Raw genomic sequence first — 14,971 nt, forward strand, 5'->3', positions numbered from 1 at the left:
ATCCGATCTATCCGATCTATCTCGGCTTCATCATCGCCTTCTGGGCTACTCCCGTCATGAGCCAGGGCCATTTGCTCTTCGCGGCAGGGACGACGGCCTACATATTGGTTGGCATCATGCTGGAAGAGCGCGACCTGATCGCGTTGTTCGGCGACGACTACAGGCGCTACCGCGAGCGCGTCGCGATGCTCCTGCCGCTTTGGGGCACAGTCACTCCGGCGCAACACAATCTCGCATCGCCCCCCACAAATGACGCGAGACACGAATGGCCACGCTGACGGCAAAGCTCTCGCGGTTGGTTCGTGGTCAGCTCAGCGGCCCCACGCTCGCTTCCTGACACTGGGATTTTCGGCAGGCGACAAGCAAGAAGCCCGCGATTTCAGCTGGCTTCTTTCGACTTGTGCCTCGCAATCGCGCGCAAGGGGCAAGATTAGCGCTCCTGCCAGCGGTCCCTCGCAGCCCATCCCCAATCCGTCGGACGAAGTCTCGGAGCCTGGGTGAACGCAGATGGCTTCTACGCCCTCAGAACGCCGGGCTATTCTCGCAAGTATAGTGGGGCCCCTGTGGCTGCCGGATCAAAACTCCTCAGAAGCGCCGTTTGATTTCTCCCCAGTTTAGCGCTGCCGCCGGTCTCCCGGGGCGCGCCCCGGGAGACCGGCGGCGCGTCATCACCGATGCTTCTCCCGACGGTCGGGAGAGGGATTTCGGTGATCAAGCTCGGGGAGATGATGATGATCCTGGATCTTCATCGGCAGGGCCTGTCGGTGTCCGCGATCGCCAAGGCGACAGGTGCCGACCGCAAGACGGTGCGCAAATACATCGCGCGGGGATTGGAGCCGCCAGCATATGGGCCTCGCAAGCCGCGGCAGGCGGTCATCGATCCCTTCACAGCCTATCTGCGCGAGCGCGTCGCTCGCTATCCTGGCCTGACAGGGAGCCGTCTCTTCCGGGAACTGAAGGATCGCGGCTACTCCGGCGGCTACACGGCCGTCACAGACTTCCTTCGGGACATCCGGCTCACCGCTGCCGATCAGAGTTTTGAGGTGCGCTTCGAGACGCCGCCCGGCGAACAGGCTCAGGTCGATTTCGCCCAGTTCCAGGTCGTCTTCACCGACGAGCCGACGACGCCGAGGATCGTCTGGCTGTTCTCCATGGTGCTCGGATTCAGTCGATTGATCTGGGCACGCTTCGTCGTCCATCAGGACCTGCCGACGGTGCTGCGCTGCCACGTCGCCGCCTTCGAGGCCTTGGGCGGCGCTCCCAATGAAGTGCTCTACGATCGGATGAAGACCGCCGTGATCGGCGAGGCCGAGACCGGCGGCATCATCTACAATCGCGCCCTCGTCGACCTCGCGCGGCATTATGGCTTTCATCCCAGAGCCTGCAAACCCTACCGCGCCAAGACCAAGGGCAAGGTCGAGCGGCCGTTCCGGTACATCCGCGAGGACTTCTTCCTTGCCCGTTCCTTCCGCAATCTCGACGATCTGAACGGGCAGCTCCGCCATTGGCTCGACACGGTCGCCAACCCCAGAACGCATGCCACCACGCGGCGTATCGTTAGCGAGGCTTTCGCCGAGGAACAGGCCTCGCTGCGGTCGTTGCCCCTGGCACCATTCCGTTCGGTCCTGAAGCTTGAGCGGCGCATCAGTCGTGAGGGCATGGTCAGCGTCGGCGGCAACTTCTATTCCGTTCCCGACGCGACCAAACGCCGGACCGTCGAGGTGCACACGCTGGCCGAAGAGGTCCGCATCTTCGAGGATGGTCTTTTGATCGCCGCCCATCCCGTTCTCGAAGGCACGCATCAACGGCGCGTCGAGCCCGGCCATCGCAAGATCCACGACCGCCCGCGCCGTCACGCCCATCACGATGACGGCGTCACCCTCCGCGGCGCCGGCGACAAAGTGGCCCAGCGCCCGCTCACCTTCTACGACGCCGTCGGCCGCGCAATGGCCCAGGAGCGGACCCAGGAGCGACGCCCATGACAACCTCCCTGGACATCACGCCGTCGACGATCGATCGGATCCGGCACGACCTCGTCGGTTTGAAGATGCCGCGGGCCCTCGAAGCGCTCGATCATGTCGTGCGTCGGCTTGAGCAAGGCGAGATTGCCGCCCTCGAGGCCGTCGACATCCTCCTCTCGGAAGAGCTGACCCTTCGCGAGAACAGCCGGATCAAGACCGCGCTGCGCATGGGGCGCCTCGCTACCATCAAGACCCTCGCCGGCTTCGACTTCTCCTTCCAGCCCTCGCTTGACCGTGATCGCATCCTGGCGCTCGCCCAACTCGGCTTCGTCGCCCGCGGCGAGGTCGTCCACTTTCTCGGGCCGCCCGGAACCGGCAAAAGCCACCTGGCCATCGCTCTCGGCGTCGAGGCCGTCAAAGCCGGACGGAGTGTCTACTTCTGCACGCTCGCCGAACTCATTGCCGGGCTCGCCCAGGCCGAACGAGAAGGCCGCCTTCGGGAACGCTTGCGCTTCTTCTGTCGTCCCGCGCTGCTCGTCGTCGATGAGATTGGCTATCTTCCCGTCGTTCCCGGCGGCGGCAATCTCTTCTTCCAGCTCGTCAACGCGCGATACGAGAAGGGCGCCATGATCCTCACCTCCAACCGCGGCTTTGCCGAATGGGGAGAGGTCTTCGGCGATCCCGTCGTCGCCACCGCGCTGCTCGATCGCCTTCTACACCACGCCGTCGTCGTCCAGATCGAGGGATCGAGCTACCGGCTACGCCAACACGCCGCGCTGATGCCCGAACACCTTCGCTCGAAAGCCGCCATCTCCCCGCCCATGCCAGGCCAGGCTCCGCGACCCCGCGGCCGTCCTCCGAAAAATGGCCACCTCTCCGCGACAGCCTGACCGGCCGATCTGGGGAATTTTACTTCGGCACTTTCACTTCTGGGGAAAATTCAGGCGGCATTGACAGCCCCGGCCGTATCGGTTGCTCGAAAGGTCTTTTCCCGGAATTTGCGAAAGACACACTCGAGTGAAATTGCAAAAAGATCAACAAATGCACATCGTTACATCCCATAATAACTGTTATCCGAATCGACAGACACCGCGCGGTGGTCTCCGTTTCAGCACGGGCGCTTGAGTGACTTGCAAAAATCGGGAGAGCCAATAGGCCGTGCAAAGCGCGTGGCAAGTTTCAATGGTGCCGTAGCGGCTTAATCGAAAAATCTTCTGCACCTGCCCTAATGGTCCCCACCCTGGTTGGAATATCGGGTGGCGTTGCCTATGCTGCTGAAGGAGACCCATTTTCATGAGCTACGTTCAGCGCGTCTTGCAGCCCAATGAACAGGTCCGGCACATCTCGTCCATTCATTGGATAGTGTACTGGCCCGGTATTGCGGTTGCACTCCTAGCGGCGGTCGCTTTCTGGCTCAGCGCTACGCAGTTCATGCCGGGAGTCTGGCGGTATACGGGATACGCCCTCGCACTCGTTGCGGCGGTCCTCCTGATTCAGCAATGGTTCCACTCGTGGGTCACCGAGATCGCAGTCACCAACCGACGGGTCATCTACAAGAAGGGCCTCATCCAGCGGGAGACCACCGAGATGAACATGGACAAGGTCGAAAGCGTCCAGATTGATCAATCAATCTTGGGGCGCATGCTCGACTATGGCAACGTGACGATCCATGGCACCGGCGAAGGCTTCAAGACGCTCCGCACCATCGCCAACCCAATCGAGCTTCGAAACAGCATCACGGGAAACGACGCACAGGGCTAACCAGTGACGAGTATGGGAAGCGTCGAACCGAGTTTGCCCAGGCGGCCGGCGTTTCCGAAAGCGGCGGGATCTTTCGACGGATGAGGACGCGGCCATGCCGCCATGGAAAATCAGGGCAAGGTCTATCAGACGCGCGATGTGGAGCTTTTCGCGAGAGCCAAGACATCATTAGCGAACAACGACCGACTCCAGACGAGTTAGCCAAGGCTCCGCTCTTGACCGGATGATAGCAGCAGGCACGCTGGCGCTATCAACCGATCTGCGCTCTTAATCACGGATCGAATGGCTTTTGAATCGCCTCGGTCCCCATCGCGCTAGCTTTCTCAAGCGTTGCTATATATCGCAAAAATCGCGCTAATTGCGTTATTTCGCAATTAACATCGTCCGTCGGTTCGCCACCGACAGTCGAGGGGAGCTCGTGGAAGCCATCGGCCGTTCCGTATGTAACATGCTGATCGGGAACGGCGACGCGCACCTTAAAAACTGGTCGTTCCTCTACCCCGAAGGCGGTGGAATCGCGCTCAGCCCCACCTACGACGTCGTGCCCACCGTCGTCTTTGGCGACGCCGAACTCGCCTTGTCGTTCATGAGAACGAGTAACCCCGATTCGCTCACGCTCCGCCGTTTCGAGCGCGCGGCGAGCCTTCTTGAAGTCCCGTCGGGCGTGGTCATCCACGAAATCAAAAGAACCGTAGAAAGCGCGTTCGCGACCTGGCCTGCGATCTTGAGGGACATGATGCCTTCTCGTGCTGCCGAAGCGATCGTCAACAGAATCAACCGGCTTCCCTTCGTGAAAGAGCTTTTGCCGGATATGGATTTCTCCGTCGCCCCGACCGAGGACGCTACCGTGGCGGCGGGATCATAGGTTGGCTATCGCCTCGTCGAGCTAGCACCGGTCCAGCAGGCCTCATGCAGGTGGACCTCCACGCGCCGGGCGGGCTGCTTCGCGCGGACTGCAGAGTGCGTGAAAATATGGAGAGTGGTCCGAGCCGACGATGTGCGGCAGGGTCTCGAACTGGTGGAACGGCGGAGGCGAGGACAGGGTCCATTCCAGCGTCGTTGCACTTTCGCCCCACGGATTGTTCCCGGCGAGCTGCTTCTTCGAGAAGGCGACGATGACGCCGTAGAAGATCGGCTCCCCGGCAGCGAAGATGTAGGAGCCGATCGACGACCAGAAATGCCAGCTGGCGAAGGCATCCGGATAGTCCACGTAAGGCGAAGGAAATGCTGCGGGAAGAACAGCAGGTTGGCGCGGAAAAATGCGACCCAGAAGTGCAGCCTGCGGAGCGACCAGTCCTTGACCGCGGCCCGACGCGCGATGAACAGCCACCGCTTGATCCATGTCGCGGAAAATGGAGGACACCACCCCGCTGGAGCAACCGACGGCGCTCGGCGGGAACCAATCGGCCGGGCGCAATCACCTTGGCTCCAATTAGCGACATCGACGCTTAGGCTCTCAATGGCTGAACCAATTGTAGAGACACAAAGCTCCGTAGCCCATGAGCATAAGCCACGCGATGACAACTATAAACAATACTGTGGCAAATGAGCCGCCTCGAACGCGAGGTGGATATTCATTGAAGGGCGGCTGACCGCCGTTGCCCCCCCTGGTTTCAACAGCGTCAAGCGGCCGGTCATGCCGATCCATTGCTGTCATTGGGGCTCTCCGTTCCGCTCCGGGCAAACCCGTCAGGCTGATGCAGCAGCAATGTCGCCGTGCACGCTATCGAAAGAAGGCGAGCAAAATGATGATCGGCAGAGGAATTCCCAACATCCAAAGAAGTATGCCGCGGCCCATGGTCTGTCCTCCTGTTTGTCGAGCTTGAACCAACGACAAGCAGGAGTGTTCCCGGGCTCGTCGGTCCCGCCTGGAACTATTTGGCTCCGCCGTCTGTTCATCCGACGTCACATATGTGGCGGTGCATCGGGAGAGTCTCATGAACGGCGTCATCTACATCGTTGGCCTCATCGTGGTCGTGTTGGCCATTCTTTCATTCCTTGGTCTTCGGTAGGAGGCTGCATCATGTCCGTGAGCGCACCCAACGTGGTCGTCGTTCCCCCTCCCGCCCTAAGGGGTGCCTCCGCCGGCTCCTATCTTGAATGGAGCGCCATCTTTGGCGGTGCAGTGCTGTCCGCAGCCATCACTACGGTCATGGCAGCTTTTGGCTCTGCCATTGGCCTGTCCTTGGTGTCCGCGGACACCGCGCGCTCTTCGGGCCTGACAGCCTTGACCATCGCCGCAGGTCTGTGGGCCATCTGGATCACAGTCTCGGCCTGCAGCGCGGGCGGATATCTTGCCGGGCGTATGCGTCGGCCGGTGACCGACGCCAGCGACCACGAGCGCCACGTTCGCGACGGCGCTCATGGCCTGGTCGTCTGGGCTGCCGGAGCGTTGATCGTAGCGATGGTCGCCAGTTCGTCACTGGTGGGCACTGCCAAAACAGCAGCGACCGGTGCGGCGGCCGCAACTGGCGGGGCGGCCGCTCTGATCAGTCGGCAGGCGGACCCGCTGGGTTCGGCCTTGGACTCTGTCATGAGGTCAACCGGCGCCACGCCGCCGGCTGCCAGTGAACGCGAGGAGGCGTCCCGGATCTTCATGACAGGCATCAGTTCTGGAAAACTGGATCAAGCTGACCGCGATTATATTGTGACGCGCGTTGCTGCCCGAATGAACATCCCTCAGCCCGAGGCTCAGAAGAAGGTCGATGACGCCTTCGCTAAACTGCAGCAGGCGAAGGAAACCGCAAAGCAAGCCGCTGAGCGCGCTCGCAAGGCTGCAGTGATTACCGCATTCATGACCGCAGCAGTGCTTTTGTTGGGGGCGGCGGCAGCTTGGATGGCAGCCCAACTTGGCGGCAAGCACCGCGACGAGGAAATGGATCTCGGATCGCTGCTCGGACGGCGATGAAGGAAATTGGAGGGGCTCGCACGGGCCCCTCCACACCTACCGATACGCGAAGAAGCAAAGACGACGTCTTTCAGTCTCCGCTGCTCCGTCGCGAACTGGAACTTTGCCGAGGGCGGGGCCGTTAAGCCGGCATGGCCCAATACTTTTTCGACATCGAGATCAACACTGAGCTGGTCGTCGACGGCGAAGGCATCGACCTCGAGGACCACGCCGCCGCCCGCCTTTCGGCCCTTTCAAGCCTCGGCGACATCATCTCAGAGCGTGTCCAGTCCAGCGACGATCTCAGCATCGACGTGAGAATCCGCTACGCCGATGGCACTCCGATCTTTGCGGCGACGCTCATGTTGAACAGCCGGTGGCTCACGCCAGCGCCCCCGATCCCGATCCGGAACCCTGTCCCCGGCAAATCTGAAGAAGCAATGTCGGAGGAACGGGCCCGACACAAATAAGGCCCGCGCACCATTCGGAGCAGCGGGCCAGGTCATGTGAGGTCCTGGTTCAACCCCCCAGCACGCTAGGTTCCCGCGCCGGAGGGGTCCGGTCACTTTGCGAAGCGGCCCTCGTACTTGAACTGCGGCGCCGCCTTGAGTTGTTCCTTGGTCGCATTGATCCGCGCATTCCATTTCTTGTCGGTCTGATTCCAGGTGACGGCGAGCGCACTCGGGCTGACCGCAACATAGTGAATGCCCAGACCGAGAAAACCGCCGACAGATAGAATGTAGGACGCCAACGAATTGCCGGCGATGACCACATCCTCGATCTCGCCGACAGTCTCATCGCCGGCATTCTTGACGTCGAGACCCTTCAGGCTGCTGACGAGAGCGGACGCCTCGTCAACCGACACGAAGACGGGCGGCTGGGCGGGGGCTGGGACGGGTGCTGTCTGTGCTAACGCCGCACTGGAAAGCACGGTCGCTGCAAGAGCAAAAATGATGGTGCGCATGTTCGGATGACCTCCCTTATAGGGCCGCAGGCAGGGACCGCTGCGGCAGGATGGAAAGGTAATTCCGAGCATTCTGATCTGTTCCCCATGCGCATTCGCGGAGCTCCGTGTTCGAACGATTCCCGCGCGGAACAAGGACGATACTCTGGGGTTTTGAAAGCGGCCGGGGAGGACACTCATGATGGAGGACGTCCATGACCTACCGAATTCTCACCACGTTGTTTGCTGCTGCACTTGCGAGTTCGACCGTGCTGGCACAGACTACCACAACTACGACGATCACCACGGAACAATCAGGCAAGATCAAATCCTACTTCATGAAAGAGAAGCCCAAATCCGTGAAGGTTCAGGAAACTGTGGCGGTCGGCGCCACGCTTCCGGCAACGGTCGAACTGCACACATTCCCTTCGGATGTTGGTGTGACGCAGTATCGTTATACGATGGTCAATGACCGCGCTGTGCTGGTCGAGCCCAGCTCGCGCAAGATCATCCAGATCATCGAGTAAGCGCCCACCGCCGCCCTGGCGATGTTGCGTTAGGGCGGCGCTGGCAAGCCGCTCGCCACGGCGAACGCACTCCGAGAACCCTGATCCCGTTCCAGATGATCATGACGGCCATTTAAGACTTCTGCGCGGGACCGCGGTCACGTGGATCTCAAGAGTGGCCGCGGCCCAGGCCATCACACGAAGCGGACGCGCCCAAATCTCGTCCTTAAGCCTTTCCTGAAATTCCCCCACTCGCTCAAATGCAGCCGCTGCCTCCGATCGGTATCGACGCCGATCGTCTTCTGAAAGGGCCTCAGCGCGCTGTGACATCTCCATGAAGCCAGTGGAGGAAGGCGCGGTGGCGACGAATCATTCCCCGGCGCTGGATCCCGTCCAACTCCGGTAGTCGAGCCGATGTTCCGCTATTGGGCGCTCCTTCTTGGCCCTCCGGTTCCGTTCACGCCGCCGGGATTGGGAAAGGAACCAAAGCGGTGCGGCGCCGTTTTCTTGGGCACTGCGGCACCGCCGCTTCCCTTGGGAGAGCCACCATGAAAAAGCTCATAATAGTTTCCCTGATCGCCACCACGACCTCCTTTGGGGCCATGGCGCAAACCTCGACCACATCCCCCGCACCGGCTCCCGCTCCTGCCGACGCGAACGCCCCGCTGCCGGGCGCCAACAGCTTCACTGAAGGCCAGGCCAAGAGCCGTCTCGAAGCCAACGGCTACACAAACGTCACCGGCCTGAAAAAGGACGACAACGGCGTCTGGAAGGGCACGGCGACGAACGCCGGCGTTCAAGTGAATGTTTCGGTCGATTATCGCGGCAACATCACTCGCAACTGATCGACACCTCTCGCACCCCGACTTCTGGAGGCAACCATGACCCGTACGATCACTCGTTCATACGACACCTACGATCAGGCCGCTGCGGCGGTCGAGAAGCTTGAACAGGCCGGCATCACGTCGTCGGAGATCAGTGTCATCGGCCGCGATGAGCGCGCCAAGGACAGCAACGCCGCCGAGGGGGCTGGCATCGGCGCAGGCATCGGGGGGGCAGCCGGCCTTCTCGCCGGCGTGGGCCTTCTAGCAATCCCGGGCATTGGTCCTGTCGTCGCCGCTGGCTGGCTGGCGTCGACCGCGGCGGGCGCTGTCGCGGGAGCAGCGGCGGGTGGCCTCGTCGGATCGTTCACCGGTGCAGGTGTCGATGAGGACGAGGCCCATTATTATGCGGAGACGGTTCGTCGCGGCGGCACGGTCGTTTCCGTCAGGGCGGTCGACGAGCAGGCCGCTACGGTCGAGGCCATCCTGGATGGTGCGACCCCGATCGATCGCGAGAGCCGTGTGGCCCAGTACCGTCGCGAAGGCTGGACCCGCTTCGACGAAACAGCGGATCCGTATGTGCGCGGCCAGGCCGGCATCTGACGCCACGCGCCGCTGCCGTGGGGCTCGCCCCGCGGCAGCGGCGCGTTGGTGATGCAAGGCCGTCCCAAGATGGTCGCCATTGGCGTCGCGGTGGACGAACACCATTTGGGAATAAAGAGAGGTGTTCCATGGCAAGTGGTTGGGCTCCCGACGGAGCCGTTCAGGACCAGATCGACGACTCGATAACCGATGCCGTCCGGCTTGCGCGGTCACGGCTTCCGACCGGACCTGGCGAGATTTATTGCCAGGTGTGCGGAGAGGAAATCGCGGAGGCGCGGCGTCGCGCGATGCCTGGCGCCCGTACCTGCGTGGATTGCCAGTCAGGCCTCGACCGTCCCAAAGCGATGTCCGGCATCAACCGCCGGGGCAGCAAGGACAGCCAATTGAAATGACCGCATGCGGTAGCTCACCACTAAGCGTGAACGCCCGACGAGGCCTTTAGTTCCGCGGCCGTCCACTTGTCAGGGCTCATGGAACCGTGGGGCAGCCAGTTCCGCCAACGCAGCCTTACCAATAAGGCGGCCACACTCCCGCGCCGCCTCCTCGAACGCCTCAGGCGCCTCATCAACGGTCCCGGCACCATTGAGCACTGCCGTGCAGGAGCGCACTGCGTCTTGCCACTTCGGCCCCGCTCCAATCGCTTTCCAGGCTAGCAACAGCTCTGCGGCTTGCTCGACGGCGGTGATAGAATAGCCCACTCCGGGCCGGTCGGCTTGAACGACAACGGGTGGTCTGAACCAGTGCATCGGCATGGCACATTCCCGTCCTCCTGATCGCCAGAACGCAAAATGGCACCGCCAGTTCCCTGAGGAGTCTGGCGGGCAAAGTGTTCAGCAGAGACGTCTTGATCAGGCTGGTTGCAGCGCTCGAGGAATGGCTCACCACCATCCGTACCCGGGCAGATTGGTGGAGTTTCTCCCTAAATGCGCGCGTACTGCCAGGCTGCCTTCATCTTAGCCTGGTCAGATAATTTCGCGGTGTGAGGCGCCGATGTTCACCGGGAAAGGTGTGTTGGTTGATAAGGCTGGAATGCGCTTGATGGTAACCTATCAGTATGTCGCCATCGGAGAGTGTGGGCGCGCCGGCCGCCTCTATAGCGAACCGATCGAAGCAGGCCCTTTTGTCTTTGACCAAACCTTCGATCTCGAATGCGAGGATGGGGTTGCGATGATCGTTGTTGTCACGCAAGTTTCGGGGCGCCGATGGGTGTTTTTTGGCCGGGAACCGGGCAAGAATCCTCCGCCGGCCTCGTCCAATTGAGCGTCGATCGCAGACCGGTTGTCCTGGGGAAACGGCGGAACAGTTAGAGCCGAATCCACCGGCGGGCGCGGCGCTCGAGGAGCCAAATACCGGGATTAGCGGGCACTACTAGTCAAGGCGAAGGACGTTGTCAGCATCGGAGATGTCGCGTAGCCCCTTGTAAGACGCGTGCCGCAGTTTTTCGGTCCGTGATCCAGCCGCGGAATTCGATCTCAGCCACCAGTGACGGCGTCACCCAGCGCGTCCCTTTTCTTGTCAGTTTCAGCGCGGGCTTATCGATCAGGAGCGCGGCGAGCTGCTTTCGCAGCGCGGTAGCCGAGCGATCGGTGAACCCGGTCCCTACGCCGCCGACATAGCTCAGCCGGTTGTTCTTCCAGGCCGCGAGCGGCCCGATACCGCCCAATGCCGCCGACGACGGCTCATACCCGATGATGAAGAACGATTGGATGCACTTGATCTTGAGCCATGCGCCGCCCCGGCCGGATCGATAGGGCGCATCGCGCCGCTTCGCGATGACGCCCTCGAGGCCCATCTTGCAGGCGAGCGCCAGGAAGGCGTCGCCTTCGGAGTCGACGTCCGCGCTGAACAGGATCGAGGTATGGGGCTTTATGATGCCGGCGAGCATCTCGCGCCGCTCCTCACACGCCAGCGGACGAAGATCGTGACCATTGAGATAGAGCAGATCGAAAGCCTACAGGAGCGCTCCGGCGGCAGATCGCTTGCCGCCCCGGCCACCGAGAGCTTGCTGCAAGGCGCCGAAGTCGGAAGCACCGCGTTATTCGTCGAGCACGACGGCCTCACCGTCGAGGATGGCGCTATCCGGCCCGAGATCCAGAACATCACCTGCCGGTTCGTCCAGTCATAACCGTCGCCGGCGGGTGGCTTGGAACCCAGGAGAGCCAGGCAGGGCTTAATCCGATCAGGCATGGCGTCGAAGCGGAGCTTCCGCTGGCGCGCATCGCGCGCCTTGTTGACAGGGCCACGGACTGTCTCGACTCCAGGGCCGACACGCAGGATACGACGCGCACACACAACTGATACTCCAACGCACGCACGAGGTTCGCCCCGCCGTTCCGGGGGGAATAGCGGCGGGGCTCCCCCAGGCCGTGACGGCGCCGGATGTGAACAACGCCACCACGCAGGAGCGAACCGCTGTCGAAACCAGCAGTTCCGGGCGGCGACTACTATTTCACTCGCTCAAGATTCTCCCGGTCCTTTCGACGCGGTCTCATCGAAACGTTGGACAGCAAGTACTGCCAAATCGACGCTTGGGTCCGCCCTCCACAACTCGGCGATGATTGAGGCCAGACGCTCGCGTTGGGCGGGCTCGCTGGGCGGGTCGACCCTTGCTGCAATCTCGCTCCAGGCCTCATCAAAAGCCGCGGCGATCCGAGCGAGTTCCTCTGGCGTGGCGACGATGGAACGGAACGGCATCGCAATCCCCCTGCGATGCTCACAGTTTATAATCCATCAAAAGAACGCAAGGATGAATTGGCCAGCCGGAGGCCCCGCCGTATGGCAGCGGCGGAGCCCGAGGCCGTGCGGGCGGTGGAGAGTGGTGGCCAGCACGCAGAGAAAACAAACTTGCCCCTCGGCTGTTCCGCCGACGAGAGCATCGGAACAAAAAAAGGACCCGCAGCGTCCTCACACAGCGGGCCAGTTCACCCCTCTTGGGCTGAGGTATGAAACGCGCAGCGGCCCCTGCGGGTTCCGGGCGCGAGCCAAATTGTTTTGTCGGCGCGGAACCGGCGATCGGCTCCATGAGTTGAGTTCAGGCAGGATGCGGTGGCTGCGTCGATGAACGCATTGCGATCGACCAGTCTGGGGGCAACCCTGCAGATGCACCGTGTCCGGCTCCTCACCTCGCGTCGTCTGGTCCCATCTCTTCGGTCGAGAGGTTCTCTCCGATTCCGGGGAGTGGCGGCACGAATGGCGAGGGCGTGGTTGCTGCGCTCAAAGTTCAGATCGAGCGACTGCGGCTCATCAAAATGAAGGGCTGAGTGTGAGCCCCGCCGCTCCGGGGGTGGGGCAGCGAGGCTCCAGGCCGTGCCCCCGCGCCGGCGTCTCAGGATTTCCTTCCTCTAATGAGCGAACTCCGACTCCAAGGAGGCCGCCAACTCCTCGTATTCCATAATCCGTTCGGCGCGTTCTGGCGCTTCCGACCTGGTCCAGAACTCGAGTCCGTCCCACGCCAGCTCATACGCCTCACAGATATCGAGATAGATCTCATCATAGGCCTGTTCAAAGGCGGCACGCCAAACAGGCAGCCGCAGCATGAGGCGTGTCAGTCCGCGTTTCTGGATTGGCGTCATGGCGCAAATTCAAGTGCGCGTTTCGAGGTGGCCATGCTCCCACCAAGGCATCGGTCCCTCTATTGTACTTGAGGGCGACGCCACAATGAGTAACGAGCCCCGCCGTAGGGCAATCCCAGCGGCGCCTTAGGCCGTGTGGCCTTTGAGGGCGAGTGGAGGCCAGCACGCGCGGAGAACGCCGGCCCGAGCTGAATCGTTCCGCGTAATCAAAAGGCTGACTATCAATGATCCTTCGCCGCAAGACCCGCAAAATAGAGGCCGCTGAGAGCCAGAACGCCGATTGTGAGCGCCCCAAGGGCGCTACCGGTGAATGCAAACGCTGATATTGTGGAGGCAGCAGCGAAGCCGGCGGATAGCGGAATGCTCACCTGATTCCCCCATTTTTGGCTCCTCCCTCACATAGTATGGAAGGTCGCGAGATCATAGAGATAGGTGAGCGGCTGACCCTACGAACACAAAAAGATCGGGTTGTTGGGGCTCCGGCCGCCCGTTGATACGGGATGACGGAGAGCGGTCTTCCGGTCAGGCTCCATCGATCCAACCGGTCAGGAGGCCTGCCATGGAGCTGTTCGTCGGTCTTGATGTGTCTGTTCGCACCACCAGCGTCTGCGTCATGGATGCGGGCGGCAAGCTGATCCGGGAGAGCAAGGTCGAAAGCGAGCCGGAGGCGATCGGCGAGCTGCTTCATGCGATCGGCGGGCCGTACAAGCGGGTGGGGCTGGAGGCCGGACCACTGTCGCAGTGGCTCTACAGCGGCCTGGCAAGCGCGGGGTTTCCCGTGATCTGCGTCGAGACGCGGCACATGAAGGCCGCGCTCTCGGCGCAGATCAACAAGACCGATCGCAACGATGCCCGCGGCATCGCGCAGATGATGCGGGTCGGGCTTTACAAGCCGGTGCATGTCAAGACGGTCCGGAGCCAGGAGATCCGGATGCTTCTCACCGCCCGCAAGTTCGTGCAGACGAAGCTCCTCGACGCCGAGAACAACCTGCGCGGCCTGCTGCGCAACTTCGGGCTCAAGGTCGGCGCCGTGACCCGGGTTCAGTTCGAGCGGCGGATCCTCGAGCTGCTCGAACAGTCTCCGCATCTGCGCCTGATCATCGAGCCGCTTCTCGAGGTGCGGCGGGTGCTGCGGGACAGTTCCAGCATCTGCACAAAGCGATGGGGCGGCTGGCCGAGAGCGACGAAACCTGCAAGCTGCTGATGACGGCGCCGGGCGTCGGTCCGATGGTCGCGCTGAGCTTCCGGGCCGGCGTCGACGAGCCGGCTCGCTTCGGCCGATCGCGCTCGGTTCCGGCCCATTTCGGGCTGACGCCCTCGCGCTATCAGTCGGGAGAGATCGATCGGGATCGCGGCATCTCGAAGTGCGGCGATGCCGGGATCCGCTGGGCGCTGGTCGAGGCCGCCGGGATCCTGCTGCGGATCTCGAAGAAGAGCTCGCCGCTGAAGACGTGGGGGCTTGCCGTCGCCCGTCGTCGAGGCATGGCGAAGGCGACCGTGGCGGTAGCCCGGCGCCTGGCGGTCATCCTGCATCGGATGTGGGTCGACAACACGCCGTATCGCTGGGAGGCTGAGGCCGCCTGAACCAGCAAAAGAGTTCCGCGTCGCTGCGCGGATCGAGGTCCCGTCCAGGGACGCGTGGGCAGGCAATCTCGAGGCGGGCCTGAGCGTCAGTCCAGGCTGGCAGCTCGATAAAAAGATTGAGACGCCTCTCCATCCGACCCGATCATGAAGCGGCTCAGCGCCGACTTCGCAGAGAAGCCAGACCCCTGGCGGGAACTCATTATCGCGCAGCGTGGCGCAGAGGCTTGTCGGATAATCACCCAAAGCGATCGACGGCGGGCTCTATGACCCCGCCGTGGGCGCTTTTGCTTGACCCCTACCGCCCCAAAAGAGAAGGCCCGCCACCCCTTTCGG

The 14,971-nt window shown here is 62.2% G+C and carries 18 protein-coding genes and 2 pseudogenes; 14 read left to right on the plus strand and 6 right to left on the minus strand.

Annotated elements, in window-relative coordinates:
* The 5 genes from AC1DW9_RS34770 to AC1DW9_RS34790 form a co-directional block, all read left to right on the plus strand.
* On the plus strand, window positions 1-278 hold a 278-nt coding region (locus tag AC1DW9_RS34770), incomplete at its 5' end, for a methyltransferase family protein (protein WP_476855337.1).
* A gap of 429 nt (window positions 279-707) precedes the next feature.
* Entirely contained in the window at window positions 708-1,982 is a 1,275-nt protein-coding gene (gene istA, locus AC1DW9_RS34775; protein ID WP_476855338.1) for an IS21 family transposase, read from the plus strand.
* Complete coding sequence (gene istB, locus AC1DW9_RS34780; RefSeq protein ID WP_476777417.1) at window positions 1,979-2,851, plus strand: IS21-like element helper ATPase IstB; 873 nt, start codon at window positions 1,979-1,981, stop codon at window positions 2,849-2,851. The genes istA and istB overlap by 4 nt, the downstream gene beginning before the upstream one ends.
* 403 nt (window positions 2,852-3,254) lie before the next feature.
* Window positions 3,255-3,722 carry a PH domain-containing protein gene (locus tag AC1DW9_RS34785; protein WP_441493879.1) on the plus strand — a complete coding sequence of 156 codons (468 nt, stop codon included), beginning with the start codon at window positions 3,255-3,257 and terminating at the stop codon, window positions 3,720-3,722.
* Window positions 3,723-4,080: 358 nt separating this feature from the next.
* Window positions 4,081-4,587, plus strand: a complete 507-nt coding sequence (locus AC1DW9_RS34790) for a HipA domain-containing protein (protein ID WP_476777418.1) — start codon at window positions 4,081-4,083, stop codon at window positions 4,585-4,587.
* Window positions 4,588-4,713: 126 nt separating this feature from the next.
* On the opposite strand, the pseudogene AC1DW9_RS34795 reads toward AC1DW9_RS34790, so the two are convergent.
* A pseudogene (locus AC1DW9_RS34795) lies at window positions 4,714-5,009 on the minus strand (cytochrome c oxidase subunit I); the annotation flags it as partial.
* A gap of 736 nt (window positions 5,010-5,745) precedes the next feature.
* Here AC1DW9_RS34795 and AC1DW9_RS34800 point away from each other — a divergent pair.
* Entirely contained in the window at window positions 5,746-6,630 is an 885-nt protein-coding gene (locus tag AC1DW9_RS34800; protein ID WP_476777419.1) for a hypothetical protein, read from the plus strand.
* A gap of 131 nt (window positions 6,631-6,761) precedes the next feature.
* Window positions 6,762-7,079 carry a DUF6894 family protein gene (locus AC1DW9_RS34805; RefSeq protein WP_476777420.1) on the plus strand — a complete coding sequence of 106 codons (318 nt, stop codon included), beginning with the start codon at window positions 6,762-6,764 and terminating at the stop codon, window positions 7,077-7,079.
* Window positions 7,080-7,171: 92 nt separating this feature from the next.
* Here the strand turns inward: AC1DW9_RS34805 and AC1DW9_RS34810 are convergent, their stop codons facing one another.
* On the minus strand, window positions 7,172-7,573 hold the full coding sequence (locus AC1DW9_RS34810) for a PRC-barrel domain-containing protein (RefSeq protein WP_476777421.1): 402 nt from the start codon (window positions 7,571-7,573) through the stop codon (window positions 7,172-7,174).
* A 194-nt stretch (window positions 7,574-7,767) separates the two neighbouring features.
* Here AC1DW9_RS34810 and AC1DW9_RS34815 point away from each other — a divergent pair, with 194 nt between their 5' ends.
* The 4 genes from AC1DW9_RS34815 (at window position 7,768) to AC1DW9_RS34830 (ending at window position 9,874) form a co-directional block, all read left to right on the plus strand.
* The gene (locus AC1DW9_RS34815; protein ID WP_476777422.1) at window positions 7,768-8,079 is read left to right on the plus strand and encodes a DUF1236 domain-containing protein; all 312 of its coding nucleotides are present in this window, start codon (window positions 7,768-7,770) and stop codon (window positions 8,077-8,079) included.
* A 527-nt stretch (window positions 8,080-8,606) separates the two neighbouring features.
* Window positions 8,607-8,903, plus strand: coding sequence for a PepSY domain-containing protein (locus AC1DW9_RS34820; RefSeq protein WP_476777423.1), 297 nt, complete (start codon window positions 8,607-8,609; stop codon window positions 8,901-8,903).
* 36 nt (window positions 8,904-8,939) lie between these two features.
* The gene (locus tag AC1DW9_RS34825) at window positions 8,940-9,482 is read left to right on the plus strand and encodes a general stress protein (RefSeq protein WP_476777424.1); all 543 of its coding nucleotides are present in this window, start codon (window positions 8,940-8,942) and stop codon (window positions 9,480-9,482) included.
* A 128-nt stretch (window positions 9,483-9,610) separates the two neighbouring features.
* Window positions 9,611-9,874 (plus strand): DksA/TraR family C4-type zinc finger protein, encoded by a 264-nt coding sequence (locus AC1DW9_RS34830; protein ID WP_476777425.1) that lies wholly within the window; start codon window positions 9,611-9,613, stop codon window positions 9,872-9,874.
* Between the two features lie 69 nt (window positions 9,875-9,943).
* On the opposite strand, the gene AC1DW9_RS34835 is transcribed toward AC1DW9_RS34830, so the two are convergent.
* Complete coding sequence (locus tag AC1DW9_RS34835) at window positions 9,944-10,234, minus strand: DUF982 domain-containing protein (RefSeq protein WP_476777426.1); 291 nt, start codon at window positions 10,232-10,234, stop codon at window positions 9,944-9,946.
* Window positions 10,235-10,472: 238 nt separating this feature from the next.
* Here AC1DW9_RS34835 and AC1DW9_RS34840 point away from each other — a divergent pair, with 238 nt between their 5' ends.
* Entirely contained in the window at window positions 10,473-10,742 is a 270-nt protein-coding gene (locus AC1DW9_RS34840; RefSeq protein WP_441493866.1) for a hypothetical protein, read from the plus strand.
* 130 nt (window positions 10,743-10,872) lie between these two features.
* Here the strand turns inward: AC1DW9_RS34840 and AC1DW9_RS34845 are convergent, their stop codons facing one another.
* A complete protein-coding gene (locus AC1DW9_RS34845) occupies window positions 10,873-11,424 on the minus strand; it encodes an ATP dependent DNA ligase (protein WP_476777430.1) in 552 nt (183 codons plus the stop codon).
* Here AC1DW9_RS34845 and AC1DW9_RS34850 point away from each other — a divergent pair.
* Entirely contained in the window at window positions 11,404-11,607 is a 204-nt protein-coding gene (locus AC1DW9_RS34850; protein ID WP_476777427.1) for a hypothetical protein, read from the plus strand. The two genes, AC1DW9_RS34845 and AC1DW9_RS34850, sit on opposite strands and share 21 nt — an antisense overlap.
* Window positions 11,608-11,939: 332 nt before the next feature.
* On the opposite strand, the gene AC1DW9_RS34855 is transcribed toward AC1DW9_RS34850, so the two are convergent.
* Complete coding sequence (locus AC1DW9_RS34855) at window positions 11,940-12,176, minus strand: hypothetical protein (RefSeq protein WP_476777428.1); 237 nt, start codon at window positions 12,174-12,176, stop codon at window positions 11,940-11,942.
* A 647-nt stretch (window positions 12,177-12,823) separates the two neighbouring features.
* Window positions 12,824-13,054, minus strand: coding sequence for a hypothetical protein (locus AC1DW9_RS34860; RefSeq protein ID WP_476777429.1), 231 nt, complete (start codon window positions 13,052-13,054; stop codon window positions 12,824-12,826).
* A 559-nt stretch (window positions 13,055-13,613) separates the two neighbouring features.
* Here AC1DW9_RS34860 and AC1DW9_RS34865 point away from each other — a divergent pair.
* Window positions 13,614-14,638: pseudogene (locus tag AC1DW9_RS34865) on the plus strand (IS110 family RNA-guided transposase).
* The last annotated feature ends 333 nt before the right edge of the window (window positions 14,639-14,971 follow it).

Source organism: Allobosea sp. P4_E12 (assembly GCF_056401655.1).

Excerpts from the sequence above, each read along its gene's own strand:
- AC1DW9_RS34785 (WP_441493879.1), top strand. The coding sequence starts at position 3,255 with ATGAGCTACGTTCAGCGCGTCTTGCAGCCCAATGAACAGGTCCGGCAC.
- AC1DW9_RS34835 (WP_476777426.1), bottom strand. The coding sequence starts at position 10,234 with ATGCCGATGCACTGGTTCAGACCACCCGTTGTCGTTCAAGCCGACCGG.
- AC1DW9_RS34805 (WP_476777420.1), top strand. The coding sequence starts at position 6,762 with ATGGCCCAATACTTTTTCGACATCGAGATCAACACTGAGCTGGTCGTC.
- AC1DW9_RS34830 (WP_476777425.1), top strand. The coding sequence starts at position 9,611 with ATGGCAAGTGGTTGGGCTCCCGACGGAGCCGTTCAGGACCAGATCGAC.
- AC1DW9_RS34815 (WP_476777422.1), top strand. The coding sequence starts at position 7,768 with ATGACCTACCGAATTCTCACCACGTTGTTTGCTGCTGCACTTGCGAGT.
- AC1DW9_RS34800 (WP_476777419.1), top strand. The coding sequence starts at position 5,746 with ATGTCCGTGAGCGCACCCAACGTGGTCGTCGTTCCCCCTCCCGCCCTA.
- AC1DW9_RS34840 (WP_441493866.1), top strand. The coding sequence starts at position 10,473 with ATGTTCACCGGGAAAGGTGTGTTGGTTGATAAGGCTGGAATGCGCTTG.
- AC1DW9_RS34860 (WP_476777429.1), bottom strand. The coding sequence starts at position 13,054 with ATGACGCCAATCCAGAAACGCGGACTGACACGCCTCATGCTGCGGCTG.
- AC1DW9_RS34825 (WP_476777424.1), top strand. The coding sequence starts at position 8,940 with ATGACCCGTACGATCACTCGTTCATACGACACCTACGATCAGGCCGCT.
- AC1DW9_RS34810 (WP_476777421.1), bottom strand. The coding sequence starts at position 7,573 with ATGCGCACCATCATTTTTGCTCTTGCAGCGACCGTGCTTTCCAGTGCG.
- AC1DW9_RS34855 (WP_476777428.1), bottom strand. The coding sequence starts at position 12,176 with ATGCCGTTCCGTTCCATCGTCGCCACGCCAGAGGAACTCGCTCGGATC.
- istB (WP_476777417.1), top strand. The coding sequence starts at position 1,979 with ATGACAACCTCCCTGGACATCACGCCGTCGACGATCGATCGGATCCGG.
- AC1DW9_RS34820 (WP_476777423.1), top strand. The coding sequence starts at position 8,607 with ATGAAAAAGCTCATAATAGTTTCCCTGATCGCCACCACGACCTCCTTT.